Origin of the sequence: Gillisia lutea (assembly GCF_021568705.1) — a bacterium.
Classification (GTDB): domain Bacteria; phylum Bacteroidota; class Bacteroidia; order Flavobacteriales; family Flavobacteriaceae; genus Gillisia; species Gillisia lutea.
In genome coordinates, this window is record NZ_JAKGTH010000006.1 from 44,086 (window position 1) to 64,556 (window position 20,471).

The 20,471-nt window shown below is 37.9% G+C and carries 26 protein-coding genes; 21 read left to right on the forward strand and 5 right to left on the reverse strand.

What is annotated here, in order from left to right; translation table 11 throughout:
* Window positions 1–3 precede the first annotated feature (3 nt).
* The 12 genes from L1I30_RS00255 to L1I30_RS00310 all read left to right on the forward strand — a co-directional run bounded on the left by L1I30_RS00255 (window position 4) and on the right by L1I30_RS00310 (window position 9,599).
* On the forward strand, window positions 4–1,197 hold the full coding sequence (locus L1I30_RS00255) for an efflux RND transporter periplasmic adaptor subunit (RefSeq protein ID WP_236132253.1): 1,194 nt from the start codon (window positions 4–6) through the stop codon (window positions 1,195–1,197).
* A 5-nt stretch (window positions 1,198–1,202) separates the two neighbouring features.
* Window positions 1,203–1,835: a cation diffusion facilitator family transporter gene (locus tag L1I30_RS00260; RefSeq protein WP_236132254.1), complete on the forward strand. Its 633-nt coding sequence runs from the start codon at window positions 1,203–1,205 to the stop codon at window positions 1,833–1,835.
* A complete protein-coding gene (locus L1I30_RS00265) occupies window positions 1,836–2,249 on the forward strand; it encodes a Fur family transcriptional regulator (protein WP_236132255.1) in 414 nt (137 codons plus the stop codon). It abuts the gene before it with no gap.
* 152 nt (window positions 2,250–2,401) lie between these two features.
* Complete coding sequence (locus L1I30_RS00270; protein WP_373314912.1) at window positions 2,402–2,662, forward strand: SpoIIAA family protein; 261 nt, start codon at window positions 2,402–2,404, stop codon at window positions 2,660–2,662.
* Window positions 2,663–2,672: 10 nt separating this feature from the next.
* Window positions 2,673–3,044: a DUF3703 domain-containing protein gene (locus tag L1I30_RS00275; protein WP_236132257.1), complete on the forward strand. Its 372-nt coding sequence runs from the start codon at window positions 2,673–2,675 to the stop codon at window positions 3,042–3,044.
* The gene (locus tag L1I30_RS00280) at window positions 3,044–5,011 is read left to right on the forward strand and encodes a heavy metal translocating P-type ATPase (protein ID WP_236132258.1); all 1,968 of its coding nucleotides are present in this window, start codon (window positions 3,044–3,046) and stop codon (window positions 5,009–5,011) included. The genes L1I30_RS00275 and L1I30_RS00280 overlap by 1 nt, the downstream gene beginning before the upstream one ends.
* An 81-nt stretch (window positions 5,012–5,092) precedes the next feature.
* The gene (locus L1I30_RS00285) at window positions 5,093–5,578 is read left to right on the forward strand and encodes an asparaginase domain-containing protein (protein WP_236132259.1); all 486 of its coding nucleotides are present in this window, start codon (window positions 5,093–5,095) and stop codon (window positions 5,576–5,578) included.
* Window positions 5,579–5,586: 8 nt separating this feature from the next.
* On the forward strand, window positions 5,587–6,501 hold the full coding sequence (locus L1I30_RS00290) for a helix-turn-helix domain-containing protein (protein WP_236132260.1): 915 nt from the start codon (window positions 5,587–5,589) through the stop codon (window positions 6,499–6,501).
* A 275-nt stretch (window positions 6,502–6,776) separates the two neighbouring features.
* Window positions 6,777–7,613, forward strand: coding sequence for an RteC domain-containing protein (locus L1I30_RS00295; RefSeq protein ID WP_133642531.1), 837 nt, complete (start codon window positions 6,777–6,779; stop codon window positions 7,611–7,613).
* A 299-nt stretch (window positions 7,614–7,912) separates the two neighbouring features.
* Complete coding sequence (locus L1I30_RS00300; protein ID WP_047550478.1) at window positions 7,913–8,197, forward strand: helix-turn-helix domain-containing protein; 285 nt, start codon at window positions 7,913–7,915, stop codon at window positions 8,195–8,197.
* Window positions 8,198–8,200: 3 nt separating this feature from the next.
* Window positions 8,201–8,953 carry a hypothetical protein gene (locus L1I30_RS00305; protein ID WP_236132261.1) on the forward strand — a complete coding sequence of 251 codons (753 nt, stop codon included), beginning with the start codon at window positions 8,201–8,203 and terminating at the stop codon, window positions 8,951–8,953.
* On the forward strand, window positions 8,937–9,599 hold the full coding sequence (locus L1I30_RS00310) for an ATPase (protein WP_008610942.1): 663 nt from the start codon (window positions 8,937–8,939) through the stop codon (window positions 9,597–9,599). Before L1I30_RS00305 ends, L1I30_RS00310 begins: the two co-directional genes overlap by 17 nt.
* 17 nt (window positions 9,600–9,616) lie before the next feature.
* On the opposite strand, the gene L1I30_RS00315 is transcribed toward L1I30_RS00310, so the two are convergent.
* The 4 genes from L1I30_RS00315 to L1I30_RS00330 form a co-directional block, all read right to left on the reverse strand.
* On the reverse strand, window positions 9,617–9,823 hold the full coding sequence (locus L1I30_RS00315; RefSeq protein ID WP_008610941.1) for a GDCCVxC domain-containing (seleno)protein: 207 nt from the start codon (window positions 9,821–9,823) through the stop codon (window positions 9,617–9,619).
* The gene (gene merTP, locus L1I30_RS00320) at window positions 9,823–10,425 is read right to left on the reverse strand and encodes a mercuric transport protein MerTP (RefSeq protein WP_008610940.1); all 603 of its coding nucleotides are present in this window, start codon (window positions 10,423–10,425) and stop codon (window positions 9,823–9,825) included. The genes L1I30_RS00315 and merTP overlap by 1 nt, the downstream gene beginning before the upstream one ends.
* A 12-nt stretch (window positions 10,426–10,437) precedes the next feature.
* Window positions 10,438–10,809, reverse strand: a complete 372-nt coding sequence (locus L1I30_RS00325; protein WP_008610939.1) for an ArsR/SmtB family transcription factor — start codon at window positions 10,807–10,809, stop codon at window positions 10,438–10,440.
* Between the two features lie 211 nt (window positions 10,810–11,020).
* Complete coding sequence (locus tag L1I30_RS00330) at window positions 11,021–11,662, reverse strand: N-acetylmuramoyl-L-alanine amidase family protein (protein ID WP_008610938.1); 642 nt, start codon at window positions 11,660–11,662, stop codon at window positions 11,021–11,023.
* A gap of 189 nt (window positions 11,663–11,851) precedes the next feature.
* On the opposite strand from L1I30_RS00330, the gene L1I30_RS00335 reads away from it, so the two are divergent.
* Genes L1I30_RS00335 through L1I30_RS00375 form a run of 9 tightly spaced genes read left to right on the forward strand, consistent with a single transcriptional unit; the run spans window position 11,852 to window position 19,051 of the window.
* On the forward strand, window positions 11,852–12,139 hold the full coding sequence (locus L1I30_RS00335; RefSeq protein WP_008610937.1) for a hypothetical protein: 288 nt from the start codon (window positions 11,852–11,854) through the stop codon (window positions 12,137–12,139).
* A complete protein-coding gene (locus L1I30_RS00340) occupies window positions 12,140–12,424 on the forward strand; it encodes a hypothetical protein (RefSeq protein ID WP_031427462.1) in 285 nt (94 codons plus the stop codon).
* Entirely contained in the window at window positions 12,411–14,813 is a 2,403-nt protein-coding gene (locus L1I30_RS00345) for a TraG family conjugative transposon ATPase (protein WP_236132262.1), read from the forward strand. The genes L1I30_RS00340 and L1I30_RS00345 overlap by 14 nt, the downstream gene beginning before the upstream one ends.
* A gap of 4 nt (window positions 14,814–14,817) precedes the next feature.
* Window positions 14,818–15,393, forward strand: coding sequence for a hypothetical protein (locus L1I30_RS00350; protein ID WP_008610935.1), 576 nt, complete (start codon window positions 14,818–14,820; stop codon window positions 15,391–15,393).
* A gap of 2 nt (window positions 15,394–15,395) precedes the next feature.
* The gene (locus L1I30_RS00355) at window positions 15,396–16,238 is read left to right on the forward strand and encodes a hypothetical protein (RefSeq protein ID WP_236132263.1); all 843 of its coding nucleotides are present in this window, start codon (window positions 15,396–15,398) and stop codon (window positions 16,236–16,238) included.
* Between the two features lie 11 nt (window positions 16,239–16,249).
* Window positions 16,250–16,864: a conjugal transfer protein TraK gene (locus L1I30_RS00360; protein WP_236132264.1), complete on the forward strand. Its 615-nt coding sequence runs from the start codon at window positions 16,250–16,252 to the stop codon at window positions 16,862–16,864.
* A gap of 33 nt (window positions 16,865–16,897) precedes the next feature.
* Window positions 16,898–17,827, forward strand: a complete 930-nt coding sequence (gene traM, locus L1I30_RS00365) for a conjugative transposon protein TraM (protein ID WP_225597568.1) — start codon at window positions 16,898–16,900, stop codon at window positions 17,825–17,827.
* Complete coding sequence (locus L1I30_RS00370; protein ID WP_236132265.1) at window positions 17,824–18,681, forward strand: DUF4138 domain-containing protein; 858 nt, start codon at window positions 17,824–17,826, stop codon at window positions 18,679–18,681. The genes traM and L1I30_RS00370 overlap by 4 nt, the downstream gene beginning before the upstream one ends.
* A gap of 7 nt (window positions 18,682–18,688) precedes the next feature.
* Window positions 18,689–19,051 carry a hypothetical protein gene (locus tag L1I30_RS00375; protein WP_236132266.1) on the forward strand — a complete coding sequence of 121 codons (363 nt, stop codon included), beginning with the start codon at window positions 18,689–18,691 and terminating at the stop codon, window positions 19,049–19,051.
* A 10-nt stretch (window positions 19,052–19,061) separates the two neighbouring features.
* Here the strand turns inward: L1I30_RS00375 and L1I30_RS00380 are convergent, their stop codons facing one another.
* Window positions 19,062–20,387: an RNA-binding domain-containing protein gene (locus tag L1I30_RS00380; RefSeq protein ID WP_236133034.1), complete on the reverse strand. Its 1,326-nt coding sequence runs from the start codon at window positions 20,385–20,387 to the stop codon at window positions 19,062–19,064.
* Between the last annotated feature and the right edge of the window lie 84 nt (window positions 20,388–20,471).

Sequence of the window (20,471 nt, forward strand, 5' to 3'; positions counted from 1 at the left end):
AAGATGAAAACGATAAAATTTATACCTATTACAGCGATGCTATTAGCATTATTACTGACCAGTTGTGGCGACTCAAAAACTACCGAAGATGAAACTAAAGAAAGTACACAAACTGAAGAAAGCCGTAGAGAAGGCGAAGCTGAAGAAGTGATGCTCACAGCACAGCAGTTTGAAGCTTTACAAATGGAAATTGACACAATTACACCACGCAATATGAGTGGTTATGTAGAAGCAAATGGTACGCTTGAAGTGCCTCCGCAAAACGAAGCAAATATTACCGCACTTGCTGGAGCAAATGTGGCTTCTATTGAAGTTATAGAAGGCGACGAAGTCAAAAAAAATCAAGCGGTCGCGTACCTCTCGCATCCCAGCATCATACAGGTACAGAGTGATTACCTAAATGCATACACTAACAGTAGATTTCTGAAACAGGAATATGAACGTCAAAAAAAGCTTTATGAAGCTGGCGTGGCATCTGGTATGAATTATCAAAAAGCCACAGCAGACTATCAATCATCTACCGCAATAGTAAAAGGTCTTGAAGCGCAATTGCGACAGTACAACATCAATGCTAGTGGTGTGCGCAATGGTACAATTTATCAGCGTGTGGCTTTGCGCAGTCCCATAGCAGGTGTTGTAGAAAAAGTGTTTATAAAGACCGGACAATATGTGGAACCACAGACCAACTTGATGGAAATAGTAGATACAGACCACGTACACGCAGATTTAATGGTTTTTGAAAAAGATGTGGACAAAGTGAAGAAAGGCCAAAAGGTGCGTTTCAGTATTAATTCACGTCCAGGAAAAGAGCTGGAAGCCGAGATTTATTCAGTTAGTCAGACCTTTGAGCAAGATCCCAAAGCGGTTCACGTTCACGCTGAAATTGAAAATAAAGAAAGTGATCTTATCCCTGGAATGTACATTAAAGGTAAAATTCAAGTTGACAACCAGCAGATTACCGCACTACCTGAAAGTGCCATAGTTACAGAAGCTGGAAAGACTTATGTATTTACAGCGCAAAAGGATGGCTATGCGTGGAGTTTTAAACCAATAGAGGTTACAACTAGCGAGAAAGATGGAGATTGGATAGCCATACGCTTTTTTGAAACCCCAGATCTTAACACGCTTTTTGCATTCAATAATGCCTATTATCTTATGGGAGAAATGAAAAAAGGGGAAACGGAACATGAACATTAAATATTATGAATAAAACAAGAAGAAATTATTTAAAAAAAGCCAAAACACTACAGATTTGGAACGTTGTTTATGATGTTACCGAAGTAGTAGTCTCGCTCATAGCAGGATTTACGGCAAATAGCTCGGCATTGATTGGTTGGGGATTGGATAGCACTATTGAAGTGGTAAGTGCGGGAACGCTCGGCTGGCGACTAAACGGTGAAATCAAAGGTATCGATGAAGAAAAGGTAAAACGAAGACAAAAGATCACCTTAAACGTAATTGCAGTTTCCTTTACGCTCATTTGTGTTTTTATTACGTATGACTCTATTACGAAGCTCATTAACCAAGAAACGGCAAACTGGAGTTCAATGGGACTAATTATATTATTGGTTTCCCTGGTTGTAAATCCAATTCTAATATATTTCAAGAGAAATTATGGAAAGAAACTGGACAGTCCAGCTTTAATGGCCGATGCCAAGGATACCTTTATTTGCTTGTACCAGACCGTGGTCGTACTTATAGGTTTACTATTGGTTAATTGGCTCGACTGGTGGTGGGCAGACCCTGTGGCAGCATTACTTATTGTTCCCTATGCGGCAAAAGAAGGCTGGGAAGCCTATAACAAAGCCAAAAACATCAACTACAACATTGCATAAATGACTGAAATCGAAAAAACTCTGAGCGATCATAAGGTACGTCCTACCGCAATGCGCATTTTAGTCTATAAATATCTAGCTCAACAAAAAATTGCATTGGCCTTGCTTGATCTTGAGACCGCTTTCGCGAAAGCGGAACGCTCAACCATCTTCAGAACTTTAAAAACTTTTGAAGAAAATGGCATTGTACACCAAATAGAAGACGGCACCGGAATTACTAAATATGCACTTTGTGAACAAGGCTGCAATTGTGAGATTGAGCAAGATTTACACCTGCATTTTCGCTGTAATAATTGTAACGAAACTGTATGTCTCACTGAGCATAAAATACCGCATATCAATTTACCAGATGGCTATGTAGCAGAAGACGTAAATCTTCTGGTTACAGGTGTTTGTGAAAAGTGCAGTAGATGACTTTGCACAGCAGTTGCGCAACTATTTCACTAAATTGTAAGAGTTAAAATGCAAAAAATGATACAGCTATTAACTTTAGAAAAGTCAATTTGATTTCAGCGAAAATCAGCAGTAAAATTTCAAAAGATGAAGTTTAAAAAATCAATTCACGAATTCACGAAATATTGAAGAATAAAAGCAATGTTGATTTATATTTTGAATTGGAGGACTTTGACGGCTATACCCTAAAAGGCTTTTGTGAAGATATAAAAGTGGACAGCGCTCATATTTCAGATTATGCAAAAATGGCGTTTGTTGGTGAAAAGAAATGGCAGGAATGGGTTGTAAAAGCAACTGATTTTTTTACAAGCTCGGAAGTAAAATATTTTTATTTAAAAGATAAGGAACTGGCAAAGGCTTGGATTGTCTCTTAATTAGCAATAAATGAAATTCAACACCAAAATACCAAAAGGCTTAAAAGAATATTATGATAACGAATTATTGTTTTACCGGTTGTCATTACTTAAAGGAAATTTATCTCAAGCTTGGAATCATCTTGAGCGCTCACACATAATTGGTCAATCCTATCCTTTTGAGCATACCTTTTCACATTGGCTTATGCTCAAATTTGGATTCAGACAAAAGAATGTGAAAGAAGTTTTAGGTCAAGTTGTTCGCTTACTTGTCGGTGGATGGAAATCGTTTATCGACCACGTACCGACTGGAAATACAGGTGGTGCTGATGTACCACCACTTAAAAAGATGAAGCTTCCACAAGATTTGAATACTATTTTGAACCAATACAAACCATTATAATGAAAAAGAAAAAAGTAAACTTACGTGACATAGACCCAAAAGAACATCAAGGCGAACATTCTCACGATGATGGTCATAATCACGATCACGGAGATGGAAGTGCATTTAAAACGTTCATCCCTGCGATAGTAAGCTTTGTGATGCTTATTCTAGGCATAGCCGTTGATTATTTTGATGCCATTCCAGCCTTTGAAGGTTGGGTACGGATTGTCTGGTATACTATTGCTTATTTACCTGTAGGGTGTCCAGTTATTAAAGAAGGTTGGAAAAGTATTATGCGCGGAGACGTCTTCACAGAATTTTTTTTAATGTCAATTGCCACCTTGGGTGCATTTTCGATTGGCGAATATCCAGAAGGTGTAGCGGTTATGTTGTTCTATGCAGTGGGCGAACTCTTCCAGAATGCTGCTGTAAACCGTGCAAAAGGAAATATAAAAGCCTTACTGGATGTCCGTCCCAATGAAGCATTAGTTTATCGTGATGGCGATTTTGTTTCAGTAAATCCCGAGACTGTTGAGATAGGCGAAAAGATACAGGTTCGTGTAGGCGAAAAGGTTCCACTGGATGGTATTCTACTTTCTGAAAAGGGATCTTTTAATACTGCTGCCTTGACAGGTGAAAGCAAGCCTGATACCATTGCTAAAGACGATAATGTTTTTGCTGGAAGTATTAATCTCGATGGAGTAATTGAGGTTGAAACAACAAAAGAATTTAAGGACAGTTCCATTGCCCGAATTCTCGATATGGTGCAAAACGCAACTGCTAGAAAATCAAAAACGGAATTGTTCATTAGAAAATTTGCGCGGATTTATACACCTATCGTTGTATTCCTAGCCATCGGCCTGACCTTTCTTCCTTACTTTTTTGTAGATGATTACGTGTTTAGAGATTGGTTATATCGTGCGTTGATATTCCTTGTAATTTCTTGTCCTTGTGCGCTTGTTATCTCGATACCGCTAGGTTATTTCGGTGGTTTGGGAGCTGCATCACGTAATGGAATTTTATTCAAGGGCGCATCATTTTTGGATGCAATGACCAAAGTGAACACGGTCGTTATGGACAAAACAGGAACCGTTACTAAAGGTGTTTTCAAAATAAAGGAAATCAATTCTCTCACATTCGAAGAAGCCGAGTTTATGAAATACCTGATGGCGATGGAAGAACAATCCACACATCCTATTGCAAAAGCAATTCTCGAATACAAAGCAGATGGTTCAGATTATGAGGCGACTAATGTTTCAGAAGTTGCAGGAAAGGGATTAAAAGGGACGGTCAACGGGAAGACAGTATTGGTAGGAAACAAAGCTTTGATGACCTCAAACAGCATAGAGGTTCCTTCGGAAACGGATAGCATTGTAGAATCAATCGTTATGATGTCCATTGATGGAAAATTTGCAGGTTATGTAACCATTGCAGATGAACTAAAGGATGATGCGCACCAAGCCATAAAACAAATTAGGGATGCAGGAATTTCTACGATTATAATGCTATCAGGCGACAAGGACTCTATTACACAGCAAGTTGCAAAAGAGTTAAATATTGATTGGGCGAAAGGTGGATTATTGCCTGAAGATAAACTCAATGAAGTTGAAGAGCTCAAAAAACAACCTGATACGAAAGTCGCATTTATAGGCGATGGCATCAACGACGCACCTGTCTTGGCAGCAAGTGGTGTAGGTATTGCGATGGGCGGCTTAGGAAGCGATGTCGCCATTGAAACGGCAGATGTCATCATACAGACAGATCAACCGAGTAAGATTGCAAGAGCGATTCAAATTGGTCGTTCAACTCGAAGAATTGTATGGCAAAATATTGGTTTAGCCTTCGGTGTAAAAGTAATTGTTCTAATTCTTGGTGCTGGTGGATTAGCCACGATGTGGGAAGCTGTTTTTGCTGATGTAGGTGTTGCATTGCTTGCTATTCTCAATGCCGTCAGATTGCAGAAAATGAAGTGGCAGGATTCTTAGAACGCTTATTACGGCCGAGTAAATAATAGTCGTTTCAAACAAATTAATGCTATCTTTATAAATGATAAGAAGTCTAAATCCATGATTCACATTCTCACAACTGGTGGTACAATTGAAGGGTTGGATTATATTGATGACGGTGGCATTACTTCATCTAACGTGGGGATTGAAGATTTTTTATATAAAGCAAATGTCGATTTTGAATACACTATCTCAAGTGTCTTTAAAAAAGACAGTCGTGCCATAACAGATGATGACAGAAAACTTTTGGTTAGCAAGATAAAGGAAACTAATGCGACTAAGATACTGATAACCCATGGCACTTTCACAATGGAAGATACCGCAAAATATATAGGAAAACTCAATTTGAATAAGACAATCGTTTTGGTTGGGTCTTTCATTTTAGGTTCATCTGTAGATACAGATGCACCGTTTAATTTAGGGTATGCAATTAGCTCATTACAGTTTCTAAAACCGGATGCTTATATTGCTATGAACGGACAAATTTTTAATTGGAACAATGTTTCCAAGAATTTAGAAACCAACAAATTTGAGCGCAATGAGTAGTAAAATAGATGTTTGGTACTTCGATACATTGGACGACTTTTTTCTATCTATTAATAGATACGTTCATAGTATTGCTTACACTCTACTTTTCCAGAAAGAAAACGCGCAGTAGTCTAAGGCGTTTTCTCTACCTCGGAATCCTGTTTGTTGCTTATAATGCTACTGGTGGTTTTTTGCCAATTGACGACTTTCCTGGTCCATTTATTTTACAGTACATTATCACGTATGGTGTGGCCATAGCCCTCTGTGTTTATATCGTTTATTATCTCTATAAAGAATACGATATTGTAGTTTTGAAATTCAATTCATCCATAAGAAACCTTGCTATACTCGCAAGCGTGAGTTTTGTGGTACTATTTCTTATCCCTTATTTTCTGACAGATTCACTTAATTCTGCACGTTTTCTTTTTACCATACCAATATCAGTTATCGCGTTTATTTTTCTATTAATTTTCTACCGTCGAATATCGAATCCCAGCAATCCAAATCCTTTTATTCTAAGACGAAATAAACTTTCAATGGTAAGCATTGCGAGTATTGCTTTGTTGCCCATTTGCACAGTTATAGGTGATTATCAATGGATAACATTTACTGTAATGAATTTGGCTTTTTTTGCCATAACCGCTATTGAAGCAGATAGGTATTTGTATTTCATAGAAAACAATAACCGAATGTATGAAGTATTTGCCTTAAAGAAAAAACAACGGGACGAATCGGTAGAGCGCAAGATTATCTATGAGGATTTGACTAGAAGAGAAATCGAAGTGGCTTTGTCAATTTTAAGTAATCTAAGCTACAGAAATATTGCTAAAGATTTGTTCATTGCCGAAAGTACCGTTTCAAAACACGCATCAAATATCTTCAAAAAGACCGATGTAAAAAACAGGTGTGAATTTTTGAAGCGGTTTAGAAAGAAAATGTAAGTAAATTGAGTTTATATAAAAGCCACTATTTGCAGTACCTAACAAATAATCCGTAGAAAAATACGGACTATTCCGTAATTATATACGGCACGTTTTCCTTGTACAATTACAAAGTAAAGCTACTTTACACAGAGTTCCCTAAAATACAACAATGAGCCACAAATTTTATGTTTCGTGACTTTCATTTACATCATTTTGTAGGACTATGACAACCACCAATAAATCGTATCAACTAAATCCCATTTCTATGGTTTACAACGTTAAAGTTCCTGCTTATGAATTCGCAATTACAATCAAAAAAATTATTAAAGGATCTGGATGAGTTTAAAATTCAGAATGGAAATATTTTAGAACAGGCATATCTTTCCATCAAAGCCTGTCGCAAACTATTGAGTTCTTACAAAAAGGAAATCATTGACACTAAATTTCAGACGATACAAGATGAAATAAATTTCTTTAAAAAGGTAAAGCAGGTTCCTCTTATAAGGCTCATCTACTTTTCAGAAATACATTCCTTTGAGATTCAACTTCCAAAGGGCGATAAGGATGCCCAACTAAAATCGATTAAAAAGAAAATCAGCAAAATAAATCGCTTTTTCCTGTACAATATCGATTTTGGACGTTATGTAAATTCCGGTGCTACCCATTTTGACAAGGAATACTACACCAGAGATTATCTCGAAACATTCCATATAACAACTTCCAAATTTTACTTTCAAGACCCAGAGTTTTGCACACCAAGGGATATGCTACTTGGCAAATACAAGGCGTATGATTTGTTAGTGATATATTTGGATGAAAAAAAGCATCGAATTCGGAAAGGATTGAACGGCAAATTAAATGGTGCTAAACCAATTGAAAAGATACATTGGCCATTTTCAAATACAGATTATGTTGAACTCGTTTATGCACTCTGCTCAAAGGGATTGGGCAAACAGGATAATCAAGCCATAATGCAGGTTTCCAAAAAAATGCAACAGCTTTTCGATATTGAGCCAAAGGACATCTACAAAACCTATCAGGACATCAAAAACCGCAAGAACAGTAGGACACTATTTCTCGATGAGCTTTCCACCTCGTTACTGATAGAAATGGACAAAAGCGAAGAATAACAAGCTATTTTACTGTTAACAAAAGACCGTACTACGGTTGACCTACGGTCTTTTTATTTTGGAAGGCGTCTTCATATAATTTGATATGATTTAGCACACCGTTTCCACTTTAGAAGCACCATAATACTACAAAACCCATCAAATTTCAAAATGTTAAATTTTGACCGTAGTACGGTCGTACTGGGGAATAAAATCCAATAAACCTATTCAAATTTGTAGAACGAAAGTCAAATCAGGTCAGGGACTATCATTTAAAATCATAAACCCAGATAGTCCCTTTCTTTTAAAACCGTTCTATTATGCCAACAAGTATTATTACCACAGACGACCTTCGGGAATTCAAAATGGAATTGCTCGATGACATTAAACAATTACTTACCAGACAAGCCAGCGGGAAACTCAAAAAATACCTCAAATCTTCTGAGGTTATGGACTTGCTACAAGTAAGTCCAGGCACTTTACAAAATCTTCGTATCAATGGCACATTACCATACACCAAGGTGGGTGGCATTATCTATTACGATACCGAGGAAATTCAAAAAGTTATGGATGCCAACCGTGTGCACCACGGTCTAAATTCTTAAGCGATGAACTATATAAAGCTACTTAATGCGGCTTTTGAAAAGTTCTATTTTGATGACCGCCTTAACCCATCCCATATCAGTTTGTATATGGCGCTATTCCAAGAATGGAACAGTTGCCGCTTTATGGATGAATTTTATGTAAACCGTCGCGATTTGATGCGATGTGCTAAAATAGGTTCTAAGTCTACATATCACAGATGCATCGTCGAGTTAGATTCTTGGCAATACTTAACCTATTTCCCTTCCAACAATCCCTACAAAGGCAGCAAAATAAAGATGGCCATTATTGGGACAAGTGATGAACCGGTTGTGGGACAGTACAATCCCATATTAGAACAACTTGCGGAACAGTACCATCCCAGAGGTGTACCGCTTGAGGGACACCACCATCCCAAAAATGGACAGGTTGTGAACCAACACCGTCCCATAGATGGACAAGCATTGGTATCTAATACAAACAATATCAAACAAGAAAACTATATAAAACAACCAAAGGGCTGGCAGGCCGTTTTTATTTTTTTTGAAGAAAAAGGTTTTGATGCTGATGAAGCTAAAAAATTCTATGAGCATTACCAGACCAGAAATTGGCAAACTGGCGATGGCAAGGAAATCAGAGATTGGCGCGCCGTAGCCATCAACTGGATGGACAGAACCGAAATATTCGACGAGGAAAACAAACCAAACAAAAAGCAACCGTCCCAAATCAAGGACAACTTGCGAACCACTAAAAACAAAGATTATGGACAACCCCTCTAAAATAACCGAAGGTGGCGTGGAATATTCGCTCGGAAAATTTGATGGTAAAAGTGTGATCTATGATTTTCCAAAAATCTTGATTTACCTGAATGCCAAAGGCAAACTTTTGTTTGGCGAAAAGTTTAGGATATATGATGAAGACAAGGATATTTTGCTGAAGCTCTGTTCCTACTTCATCAAGGATAAAGACAACTGTGAGACTTATGGTATTGACATTGACAAAGGCATTCTACTTTCCGGACCCGTTGGCTGCGGCAAAACCAGTTTGATGAAATTGTTGCGCCATTTGGTTCCACTACAAAGACCTTACGAAATGATTCCCTGCCGGAATGTAACCTTCAGTTTCAACCATCTTGGGTTTAAAACGGTTGAAGAGTATGGTAATACCAAATTTTACTGTTTTGATGATTTAGGTGTGGAACCATCTGGTAGATTCTACGGAAAGGATTTGAACGTAATGGGCGAAGTGCTCTTATCCCGATACGAGCTTTACTTACAAACCAAACACAAAATCAAGACGCACGCCACAACCAATCTCAATGCTGAAGAACTGGAAGAACGCTATGGTAATCGTGTGCGTAGCCGAATGCGAGAACTTTTTAATTTGATTGCTTTTGATACTAAAGCTGGGGATAAACGGAAGTGAATTTAAGGTATGGCTTTTTAACAACAATTTTTATTTTCTTGAATCGGCGGACAAGCCACAGTACCATAAGAACAGAATACACAACAATCCCCTTCTTTTGGTTTCAGAACAGTTTTGCAATTCTCACATTCATAAAAGAATTGACAGGCGGTGGTTGGCATTTCTTCAGCCTTTTTGTGGCCGCATTCTGGACAGGTAATCGTAGATTTTAATTGAATCTTCATTATTCTATTATTTTGTACCCCGTGCTTTCTATAGCTTTTCGGATTGTGGGCAAATCGGTTTTGGTCTTGTCAAATTCCACTATGGTATTAGCATTTTCGTAGCTGGCTTTGATAGAAATAATTCCGTCCAATTTATTGACTTCGCTTTCTACGTGTGCCTCACAACCTGCACAGGTCATTCCAGCGACTTCAAAAGTCTGTTTTTTGATATTGGATTGAGAGACATAGACGATATCCTTGGCGGGCTGTGCATAAAATAGATTGGAATAGTACGGGAAGGCCAGCATCAATGCGGCGAATAGTGTTACTATCAATAAGAACCGTTTGGATTGCCAAAACGATGGTTTCGCATCATCTTCACAGGCGCAATCTATTTCTTCCTGTGTTTTCGGTCGTAGTTTCTGGTACCAGGCAAAGACCAAAACAATAATGGTCAAGCCGATAAGATAGGGTCTAAATGGCTCGACCCAAGAGAATGTAGATGCAATTCCGCTTGTTCCAGCAATTAATGCCAAGACAGGGGTTATACAACATATTGATGCTGCAACTGCGGTAAAAATGCCGGTATAGGCCGCGGTATTTGAAGTTTTATTCGGTGCCATAATGTAAACTTTCTAAGCTGTTTTCTTTCTTGCTGAAATTGAATTGAAAATTCCATTCAAAACATTGTCCTCACTCTTTACCAGCGAATAATACAATGTTTGCCCTTCACGTCTCGATGTAATAATTCCCGCATCCTTCATTTTACGGATATGTTGGGATACGGCAGGAACACTCATTTCAAGAATGTCAGCAATATCGCAAGGACACAGTTCATTCTCTATGTTCAATAGAAATAGAATTTTCAGTCGTACCTCGCTTCCCGCAAGAGACAAAATTTTGCTTATTGCTTCTAAGCTACCTGAAGAATTCTCTATGGTTTCCTTACATCTCGATATTTGCTTCTTGTCTGCTTCGTTCCGTGTACAGGTTATTTCCAAGCTCATCTTTTTTGATTTAAAGTGGCCACAAATATATCATTATTATATTATTTAAGCAAATACTTAAATACACTATTGAATAAATTGTTTTTTATAATGTGTAGATAATAAACTTAGGTAATCTAACTTCTAAAGGATTTGTACAGTAAAATAACTTCTGAAACACATTGTAAAACAATGTCCTTCAAGCTCTTCGTTAACTCTAAAAAAATATCTTTCATAATTCTATTGATTTTTGAATGGATAATAATATCGATAGTGCGATACGCTCAATATTGTGGTTGTCTGAGATATAGCTTTCTTCATCCCAATTGGATAAAAAGCCCAATTCTATTAATATGGCAGTACAATAATCTGCTGTTTCCCTTAGCACCTGAAAGTTCGCAAACTTCACACCTCTGCTATCATAGCCTATTGCTTCACAAAGTGCACTTTCAATTTGATAGCCCATAAAAACCGATGCTTTTGAGAATTTTTCTTGTTTTCTTGAAGCGTAAACTTCAATACCTCTTGCATCCGGATTATCGGAATGATTGCAATGCAAAGACACAAACAAATCAGCATTTAAGGCTTTGGTCAGTTTAGTCCTGTCCGATAATGATATTAAAGTGTCTTTATACCTGGTCAAATAAATATCGAGTGGTTTTTCCAAGTCGTCATTTAACTTTAAAATCTCATTTGCAATCGATAAAACCACATCTTTTTCTTGAATGTCATTTATACCAATTGCACCAGCATCTTTTCCGCCGTGTCCAACGTCAATTATTATTCGTTTTTGAGCAGTCGATTCTTGTCCAAAAATGAAGCACATTTTTAGAACCAAAATCACAAAACTGACGTTTTTGAGCAGATTTTTCATTTTCAATTTTCGGGTTATCAACAACTTCCCTTCAAAAATCCATAGGATTTGATGCCAAATAATAGCAACGGAATTCAAACAATATCAAATAATATTTTATTCACAATTATTTGATTTTCAGTTATTTAAGTTCAAATATATGTAAATTTCCAATAACGAAAATGAACCAAAAATTTAAACTGTTCCGTTATGAAAAAATCACACTATTTAGCATCCATTCTTTCGCTCTTATCCACTTCGCTTTTTGCTCAAATTGGTGGCATTGAAGATTCAGTTAACGATGTAGGCGACACTATCCGAACTATTTTTCCAATACTTCTCGGTGTAATCTTCCTTGTAGGTTTCCTGTTTAACGCAGGACATTTTTTTGGGGAAAATGCAGATTTAAAAAAGGGGATTACCCGAGTTTTAGTATTTGTATTGATTGCAGGTGCAGTAGTCGGAATCTTTACTTACCTAATAGGAATCGTTGTATAAATGAAACGGTTCGAAGTCTATAAAAACATCAGGAAAAGGGCGGTCATTTTTGGGCTGCCCATTTCCCTGTTTGCTTTGATGATGGTTTCTATTTTGGCTTCGTTGCTCATCATCATCTTCTCTTTCAGCTTTGGGATAATAATAGGTGTGTTGGTTTTCAACGCTTCCCTTTATGTGGCGCTGACGAGAATAGCCCACAATCCACAACTATTCCAAATGGCTAAGGCTTTTCCAAAAATCATTAGTAACAAAAGAAATTCTGGCTTCGATTATGAACAAGATTAACCTTTCGGCATATCAACCCATCGTAGATATTCAGGACAATATCGTATTTGCCAATAATGGCAATGTTATTTTGTGCTACAAAGGAAATCTGCCGGAAATATACTCGTTGTCTGAAAAGGATTTTGAAGATATGCACGGTGCTTGGTTTCAGGCATTAAAGTCTTTGCCAGTTGGTACTGTGGTTCATAAACAGGATATCTACTTGAAGAAATCCTATTCTTCAGAACAACTTCCGAATTCCACCTTTTTGGAAAAAGCTACCCACGAGCATTTTAAAGGTCGTGGACATATCGAGCACAGCTGCTATTTGTTCTTCATCTTGACCAAAAATAAGGCACTTAACAATCCGAAATACATCAACCCTTTCCTTAAAGTTTCAAAGGGAATCATACAGAAACTGGATGACAACATCAAGAGTTTCGCCAACTCGGTTAGTGATTCGGTTTCCTTTATCAACAATAGCCGAAAGATGGATTTTGTTACGCTTAAAGCGGAAGAGATACAGCAACTAACAAGTGCCTATTTTAATGGCTTTAATGAAGGTTATGATACTGACATTTTACTGGACAAAAAAAGCGTCAATATTGGCGAAAACCATTTTGATGCCCTGGCCATCAATAGCGAACTGTGCTTTGGCGAAAGTGTACAGAGTAGCAAAACCAATGAGAAATTCACTTCTGATGATTTTGTGTTTCATCAAGGGTTTATTGATGGCTTAGGGCTTACGCTTAACGAGAACCATATCGTTAACCAAATCCTCTATCTGGATGACAAACAGAAATGGCGTAAACTACTCGATAAGAAAATTGAGGAACTGAATAAAAGTTCCAACTTCGGTTCACAGAATAAAGTGGTTCTTGGCAAAATCCAACACATCCTTGACCAAATCAATGCCGATGATAATGCCCGAATCATTCGTGGTCATCTAAATATCGTGTATTGGGCAAAGGAAGCTAAAGAGCTCGACAAAATAACTTCAAAAATAAAGACCGAATTTAAGGAATTGGATATCATACCATACTATCCAAGAGGCGAAGAACGTAAGAATTATATCCTAAACAGTTACTGCTGTTTTTCGTCCAATTTCTCGAACAACGATTTGTATGTAACGGATTTAAAACACGCGCTTTGCCTGTTCATCAATAACACCAATTACAAAAGCGATCCTACCGGAATCATCTTCAACGACCGTGAGCATAACATTCCTGTTTTAAAGGATGTTTGGGATGAAAAAAAGAAACGAATTAAAGCAAGGAACTTTGCCATTTTTGCACCAACGGGCGAAGGCAAATCGTTTTTGGCCAATAACATATTACGTCAGTATTTTGAAAGTGGCGTTCGCTTGGTCATCATAGACCTCGGTGGATCCTACACCAAGTTTGCCAAACTCTACCCTGAAAAATATACGGTGCTTCGCTATGAAAGCGGAAAGAACTTGGGCATCAATCCTTTTTATATAAGTGATACAAATGACCTCACACCTGAGCGACTGGAAGACCTATCCGTCTTTCTGTTTGAATTGTTTGCTTCAGACTTAAAGGTTACCAAAGCACAATCGGTATCGGTCAAAAAGATACTGCGCCACTATTATGATAGTACTTCAGAAAATCACTCTTTAGATGGATTTTACAGTTTTATAGAAAGGAATCAGAAGGATCTTCTGGACACCTTAAAAATCCATCCCGACTACTTCAATGTCACGAGCTTCTTGCACGTAATGTCAGAATATGTCGGCGATGGTCTATATAGCTTTCTTTTTGAAGTAAGCGAAGACCAGACTTATAAAATCGAAGACAAACGCTTGATTGTCTTTGAACTCGATGAAGTTAAGGACAATAAGGAAATCCTGTCTGTGATGCTCAAGCTCATCAAGTCTGCCATTCAAAGAACTATTTGGAAGAACAGAGCTGAAAAGGGAATCATCCTTTTTGATGAGTTTGCCAAGCAATTGAAGTTTGAAAACGTGTTGGAAAGTGTAGAATTCTACTATCAAGCCATACGTAAACAAAACGGTGCTATTGGGATTATTCTTCAGTCGATAAATCAGCTTCCTAACAATTCAACATCGGCAAGCATACTGGAAAACACACAGGTCATTTATAGTCTGAACAATGAAAAAGGATATGACGAAGTGGTCAAAAGACTCAACCTATCCAGCCACGACCTTAACCAACTGAAATCCATCAAGAACAATCTTTCAGGACCACGGAAGTACACCGAAATGTTTATCAAGATAGGTAGGGAAAGTAACATCTTTCGGCTCGAAGTTCCGAAGGAAGTATATGCCGCTTATTTGACCGATGGACAGGAAAATGAAGAAATAATGAAGCTCTACAACGAGCATCACGATATGCAAAAAGCAATAATTCAATTCACATCTAAAACATAATATTATGAAGACAAAAATTTTAATTCTCGCAACGGCATTCATCTTTTTATTGCCCGCACGCGCTGCGTGCCAGGGAATGCCCACTTATGACAATACCAATTTTATCAGCTTGGTAAAACAGCTGATAGAATCTGGAAAACAGACAGCACAAATGATTAAGTCTGTAAAATTCCTAAAAGATGCAAAAGAGGCAATAGAGAAAGTATCAAGCGTTGTTGAGCAACTGAGAGCAGTTGAGGAAATTGGACAGAATAATCAGCGCCTTATCAACGTAATGCAAAATGATTTACAGGATATTTTGAATTCGCCCTACATCAAACCAGATGAAGTTTCAAGGGTTGTAGAATCATTTGACGCCATAGTACAAAACTCGTTGGACACAGTAGATTTTATTGATGAAGTCCTATCCAGCGATTACCTAAAAATGAGTGATGCCGAACGTGCTGAAATCCTGAAAGCAAAAGAACAGGAATCCAAGCAAATGGTTTCCAACATCACTACAAAAACAAAACGCTATCGTGACATTATTTCTTTTAGAAAAATGCAGGATAAAGTCAATAATAGAGAAACCGAATACTAAAAATGACTGCGACCATTCTCTTAGGAATTGGACTGGAATACATCGATACCGTCTTCCAGACCATACAGGCCAGCGACTTTTCGCAATACACGATTGCGGGAATGAAAACGCTCGCTGTCCTGTTCTTTCTGGTCAACATCCTCAAAAAATACAATGAAGGCATTGCAGATAAGGATGGCTACACTTGGGGATTGAGTCCAGGCGAACTCGCCAAGAATTTTGCCATTGTCATTTTGGTCATTTTCTCAACGCAAGTATTAGGCTTTTTCGATGGCATCTTAGTAGCCATTGAAGGACAATATCGAGGAACTGCACCAGCCTTATTGCCATTGCAAATGCAGGACATTCCCATTGAAGAGGACGTGAGTATCATCGAGGTTGCCCAAGCTGCTATGACGCTTTTATATGAAGCTTTGGTTACACCGCTTTACGGATTCAAAATATTTGCATTCATCATTAGCTTGTTCCTCTGGATATTAGATTTATTCATTTATCCATTGTTTTTGGCAGAACGCTTTTTTCTACTCGGAATAATGCAAACTTTTTTTCCCTTGGTCATTAGCCTTGCAGTCTTTGAAAAGTTCCGTTCGTTAGCTTACACATTCTTCAAGCTTTATGCTGCGGTCTATATGTTAGTACCTGCTTTCTTTTTAGTAAACGTCTTTGTGAATGCACTCTACACGGAAATCAACACCAATTTTTGGGTCAATTTGTTTGGAATCGATACAGGTCAAGCCTTTTTTGCACCTGTGGTTCAATTAGGTTCGGTAGGGTTTATTGTTTTCTTGAAGTTCAAACTGTATAAACGCGCCACATCTTTTACACTCAGACTATTTACCAACTAAATCCATTCAGAATGAAAACACCATATAAAAATATTTACAACGTCCTAAAGCTGAATCGATTTATCGTTTTGGCGGTTGTTGCCTGTGCCTTACTATCCAGCACATTTTCGGTTTGGATGGTATTCAACACCAATCAAAAAGCGCTCAATAGTGCTTTTGCCATCAATACCGATGGCAGTATCATTCCGTTAAAGCTCGTGACGCAAAAAGAGAATTTTAGAGTGGAAGCTTTGGCTCATTTGGATCTGTTCCATAATTACTTTTATAACATCGATGCCAGTAATTACGAACGAAACTTGGAAAAGGCATTGTGGTTGGGCAATAGTTCCGTGGACAATCTCTACCGCCAGAAAAAAGCAGATGGTGTTTACAATAGATTGCTTCAGTATTCCTTGGTTCAAAAAGTACTGAGTATCGATTCGCGGATAACCGAAAATAACGGCTCGTACAGTTTTACAACGACGACCATTTTTGAAATCAATAGAGGTTCGATTATCGACACTTACGAATTGGTTTCCACCGGAAACTTGATTATGGTTGACCGAAACTTTCCCAACAATCCACACGGACTTTTGATTACCAACTATTTCGAGAACACTCTAAAAAAACTAAACGATGAAAGTTGAAAGCCGATAATCGGCACTTAAAAACTCACTCTTATGAAAGTAGAAAAAAACAAGATAGTATTTGCAGCGGTATTGGCCGTGATTTTCATATTCCTTATTTCCTATTCGGGAATGGTAATGGGCGATGATGAAAGTGAAACTGAAAATCTTAAGCAGACCTTAGTGCCAGATTTGGAAGAAGACCAAAAAGAGTACGATTCCAAACTGGATGCGATTAACGATTTGAAAAAAGTACGTGAAAACAATGCGCCCAGCATCTATGATGAAAAGTTGATTGATTCCTTGGGATTTTACGACCCAGATCTTCCGGAACGCGAAAAAGAGCGTATCGTAGATAGCATCTATGAAGCGGGTAAGATTCAATATTCAGAAAAGCGATACCAAAATTTGGGACAGAGAAGAACAGTTCGCCAAGTGGCATCAACAATCGATTCTGCTGAAGTAAAAAGGGAACAAAAAATCCAAGCGAAAGAACTGGGCCTGGAACATCAACTGTTCTTCGCTGCTGCGCCTAAACCCAATGAGGTATCCATCATCGGCAATACAGATGAAACAATTTACGTGGTGGTAGATGGCGACCAAGTAGTAAAAGCGAATACCAGATTGCGAATGCGCCTGACCAAAACTGCTACAATCAACGGTAAAGAAATGCCTAAGAACACACCCATTTTCGGTTTTATAAGTTTTCAGCCTAATCGAGCTTTAATTGAAATTGAAAACATAAAGCACCATCCTACAAAACTTAAAGCTTTTGATTTATCTGATGGCAGCGAAGGTATCTACGTACAGAACAATTTTCGGGCAGAAGCCACTACTGAAGTGTTGGACGATATTATTGGCGATATCAACATACCTACAGTTCCGCAAGTTGGTGGTGTAACCAAAGTGCTAAGACGTAGTAACCGAAACGTGAAAGTTACGGTATTGAACAATTACAGATTAATTCTAAAACCTAAATTATGAGAACATTTATCCTAATATTGGCGGTGTTGATTTCCGCTTTCGCACCTCGACTTTGCTCGGCACAGGCTACAGAACAACAGCAACCCATACCACTCGACACCATTTATGCCAACGACACCAAAAACGTTGCGCTATTCTTCCCAGAACCCATACGGCAAGGCATAACCGGTTCAGATAATTTTATATTTACCTACAACCGTGAAAAAGAACAGTATTTTGGACTGCTTCAGGCAAAGCCTGGGAAGGAAAGTAATTTGCTGGTAATCAACAGAAATGGTTCAATTTTTTCGTATATTGTAAGGTATAAAAAACAGCTTTCTAAGCTCAATTATTTCATTCCGCTATCCAATAGTATCGGTAATGAAAAACCGATTGTAAAGGATTCGGTTCTTGTTGAATCTTCTGAAGAACTTGTAGATAACAGCACTTATTATTACCAAAAATTCTGCTCATATCTTCTCAATAGAAAACAGCGCATAGGGCGCATCAAGAAACGAAGCGAAGGTATTATCTTGAATGTAGAGAATATTGTTTTTGATAAAGATAAGCTCTATTTTGTTATCGAGATTGAAAATAATTCTACGTTGGATTACGATTTGAATTTCTTGAACCTTTCGATTGAAACTCGGCAAAAAGGGAAAAGGAAATCGTTGCAACGACTCTATAAAGAACCGATATACAAACATAATCTACCGTCTAAAATCAAGGAAAGTGAAACGGTACGATTTGTTTATGTGATGCCTAAAATTTCATTGTCCAACGACCGCAGGGCAATTTTAGAATTGAATGAAAAGAATGGCGAGCGAAACATAGAACTGAAATTATCACATAGATATATCAATAACCCAAATTAATACTGTTATGAAAAGATTAGTCATTTGCTCGCTTGTATTGTTGTTCCTTTCTTGTTCAGGAAGCACAACAAAATCCCCTTCTGAAACTGCCAAAGTTGTTGCGTCAAGCTTTTTTTCAAAAGATGAATCAGCCTTAAAAAAGCACACCACTTCTGAAGGCTATGCCAGTTTGATTACCGTACAGAATATGATGCCAGATTCTGATAAAGATATCAAGGTAGAAATTTTAGACGAATCTATTGATGGCGAACTTGCCTGGGTAAAATACAGCACGACCTACGATGGAAAAACAGGCATTTTTAAACTGACTAAGGAAAACGGTCAATGGAAAGTGACCAGTAAAGGACCAAGAGAAAAAGGGCCTTTTTAAAAGTTTTTTTTTAATTTTTATCGAGATTGATTTCCCAATAACCTCTCGTACCACCTACACGCTCTATAAAACCAGCATTCTTTAAATTGTTTAGATGCTTTTGGATTGCAGATTCGTTTATGTGTAAAACCTCTGCAATTCCTGAACGGCTTATTCGGTTATCTGAAGTAATTAATTTTAGAACCTCCTTTTGTCTATGCGTTAATTTTTTAATATCATCAATTTCAGCATCCTTTTGACCACCTATTTGACCACCTATTTGACCACCTTCTTCAACAGCAGTTTCTTTAGCGTTAAAAGTCATTCTAAGGAAGTTATCTGAAAAGCCAAAACTCTCTTTGCCATAGTGTTCCAAAATACGAGGGATGCCAGAACCCAACTGTTCCACAAGTTCCAAATCCTTAAAAATCCGCATCAGTTCTTTATTCCGTGGAACTGAAAAGCCCTCGAAAAATTCCTGTTTGCTCAATCCTTCCGGAAGACCGCCTGCCGATGTGATTTCAATTCTATCCGCAAAGATTTCAAACTTTGGGGTAATTTCATTGGTATAATCGTTATGCACAAAGGCATTGATAATGGCCTCGCGCAATGCGATGGGATTCCAAAGGTTGGCTTGCTGTCTTTCTTTGGCGGTTATTTTTGTGTTGGTTCTGTTTTCAACTGCAATTTTATCAATCACTTGCTTGGTGGCTTTCAAAAGGCATTCGTAACCATACTCGTTGCTTTCTATCAAGTCTGTTCGGGTTTTGCCCGAATACTTGGCTACTTTAATAGAAGTATTGTTCTTATCTGCCAAAAGATAGCCAGCGTAATTGAATGTGCCATCTTCGGTCAATAGTTCCAAGTTCTTTGCAAAAGCTTTTCCGAGGGTATGTCCTGATTCTTCGTAGTATATTTTCAGCTGTCCGAAGCTTAAATCCTGCCGACCGGCTTTAATTTTGCTGATGGAATTTCGGGTACGTTTGGCAAAGAGCTCGTCAATCATTTTTTGTGGCATCGGTTCAGCTGCAGAACCCAGACGGATAAAACAACCCTTTTCGCTCATCCCATATTTTTTGAAATGATATGGTTTTTCAGGACCACTCGCCACAATGATTTTCAGGATATTCTTGCCATCTCGTTCTTCACTTACAATATCAAATAATCCCAAAGCTGAAGGGCGGATATTGTTCTTTAACCTGTCTTTAATTTTTAGTTGGTCGCCATCCGCATCAGCCAGACCGTAAGTGTTCCCTTCCTTATTAATACCAATATAAATAATGCCGCCTTCACGATAGTTTAAAAAAGCAATGACCTCTTTTTCAAGTCCATCGGACAGTTCTCGTTTGTATTCTATGCGGTTTGTTTAGGTCATTATTTAAATAAAAAAATCTGGTAGTAAAGATAATGATATTAAATTGTGGGAATAGATTTGGTTTCT